Source organism: Cupriavidus sp. 05N40, assembly GCF_056397305.1.
In genome coordinates this window covers 1-2,365 of the sequence record NZ_JBFTND010000408.1, presented here as the reverse complement: position 1 = coordinate 2,365, position 2,365 = coordinate 1, and the positions used below count along the sequence as shown (strand labels likewise).

At 73.5% G+C, this 2,365-nt stretch carries 1 protein-coding gene and 1 pseudogene; both read left to right on the top strand.

Features of this window, described 5'->3' with window-relative positions; genetic code table 11:
• A pseudogene (locus tag AC1DO7_RS40955) lies at positions 1-816 on the top strand (alpha-2-macroglobulin family protein); the annotation flags it as partial.
• Between the two features lie 7 nt (positions 817-823).
• Positions 824-2,365: DUF2300 domain-containing protein (locus AC1DO7_RS40950; protein ID WP_477117543.1), on the top strand; the 1,542-nt coding region annotated here is incomplete at its 3' end.

Below are 2,365 nucleotides of genomic sequence, written 5' to 3'. Positions count from 1 at the left end.
ACCATCGACCGCGCGGTGACGCTGGTCTGGCTCAACAAGGCGCTTGGCGGCGGGCTCGGCCGCGGCCTGCCCGGGGAGGCCGATGCGGGGCAACGCACGCCGCAGGGCAGCTGGAAGGCGGCGCGCGGCCAGCTCGGCCTGCCGGAATGGCGCTGGACCGGCGCCCAGTTGCCGGAATCGCTGACCTTTAGCGCGCCGCCGAACATGGAGGCCGCGGCGCAGTCCTACAACACCAATGCCGTGGTGTCGTACCGCAGCCGCGCGCAGGAAGCGGCGCGCCTGCCGATTGGCATCGAGCGCAAGCTCTATCGCCTGGTCCCCACCAGCGACTCCGCCGCCAAGGCCGACAAGGCGCCCGATCCGGCCGCCGCCGGCACGGCGGGCCTGACCTTCACGGCCAGGGCGGTCAAGCCGGGGGACAAGCTTGACAGCAATACGCTCTATGTCGACGAGATCGTGCTGAGCCCACGCCAGGGCGTCTACCGCTACGGCCTGGTCGAGGCGCCGCTGCCGCCTGGCGGCGAAGTCGAGGGCACCACCTGGGGGCTGCGTATCGAGGGCCTGCCGGACCCGGACAACAAGACCACCGGCCTGCAGCCGTTCCAGCGTGCCGTCACCTACGAAACGGGCATGCTGTCTTACCACCAGCCGGTGGTTGCGCTGGAGCGTCCCGTGGTGCTGCGCCAGCTGGTGCGCTTCTCGCTGCCCGGCAGGTTCAGCCTGCCACCGGTGCGCTACTTCCGCATGTACCAGCCGGATGCCAAGGCCCTGCAGGGCGACGGCAAGAGCGCGGCCTTCCCCTTGACGGTGGAGTGAGGCGGGCATGCGCACCGGCCTGACTCCGGGCATGGCAGCGCGCTGCCTGGGGCGTTGCGCAACCGTGCTCGCCGCCCTGTGCTGGGCGGCGTCCGCGCTGGCGCTTGCGGCGGCGGACGGTGCGCAGCCGCTGCATTTCGCGCGGCTTGCCGGCACCGAGGCCCAGCTGTACCGGCTCGGCGGCGCCACATCGGGTGCCATGCCGGCGCCACTGCCCCCCGGCCTGCAGACGCCGCTGGGCAGCGTGTGGAAGCTCTTCGTCTACAGCTACCTGGTCGGCCGCGACAAGGCGGGCGACGACTACACCTGCCGCGGCGGCGACCCGGAAGAAGTCTATTGCTGCACGGCAGGCCAGAGCATCGACCGCGAGCATGCGCTGGTGCAGTCGTGCGGGCGCTATTTCGAGCCGCTGCGCCTGGGTTTGTCGGGTGCCGACTGGCGCCGCTTCTGGAAGGATGCCGGCGCGCCGGCCTGGCTGCAGGACATGCGGGCGATGCAGCCTGGGCGCGTGGTGCCGGTGGCCGAGCTGCTGGCTGCGCTGCACGCGGTGCCGCCCGCCGCGCGGCAGGCCGCTTCGGCCACGCTCGTCTCCGTGCTGACGGTGGGGCGCGGCGAGGGCACGCTGGCCAGCTACGGCAGCCTGCTGCGCGCCAAGACCTGGACCATGCCGGACCCGGTGCGGCCCGGCGCCTCCATTGGCGGTGCCGCGGGCTGGCTGGCCGACGGCAGCCCGGCGTGGCTCGGCGGGCAGGGTGCCAGCGCCAATGTGCTGCGGCGTGCCGCGCCGCTGTTGCAGCCGCTGCTGGCCACCGTGCCGGTGCCGGACGACGGCGCCTGCGTGCTGGTCGACATGTTCGAGCGCCATGCGCTGCGCGAGCTGCTCGGCGCGGGGCCGGAACGCAAGGCTGTGCCCGATGGCCCGCTCAATGGCACCTTCCGCGCCGAGTTCGCCAACGGCAACAGCCTGCGCGTGGACAGCCGCGGCGAGCTCAGCCTGGTGCGCGCCGCGGGTGCAGCGCCCCGCGTGGTCGGGCGCTTTGGACTCAATGACTACGTGGCGCGCGTGGTGGAGCGCGAGGGCGATACGGCCGAGCCGGAGGCCGCCCGCGCGCTGGCCGTGGCCGTGCGCAGCTACCTGGTTCAGCAGGCCGCGCGCGAGCAAGGCTGCTTCCGTATCGCCGACAGCAGCCGCACGCAGCGCGTGCTGCCGCGCACACCCACCGCCGCGGCGCGGCGCGCGGCCGACCAGACCGACGGGCTGGTGCTGTCCGGCGTGGCCGTACGCTATCACCACGATGCCGGCGGCCCGGGCCGCATGGCGTGGACCGAGGCCAGGCGCGCGGCGGGCCAGGGCCAAGCCTTCGATACCATTCTGGCGCGCTGGTGGCCGCAGGCCACGCTGACCTCGTTCCAGAGCCCGGTCGCCGGCGATTGCCTGGCGATCGCCAATGCGCGGCAATGGCTGGCCCAGCGCGCGCCGCAATGGCAGCGCCGGCTGGGTGCCGAGCCGGGCTATGAAGCGCCGCCGCTGCCGGCGGTCTGCGAGGTC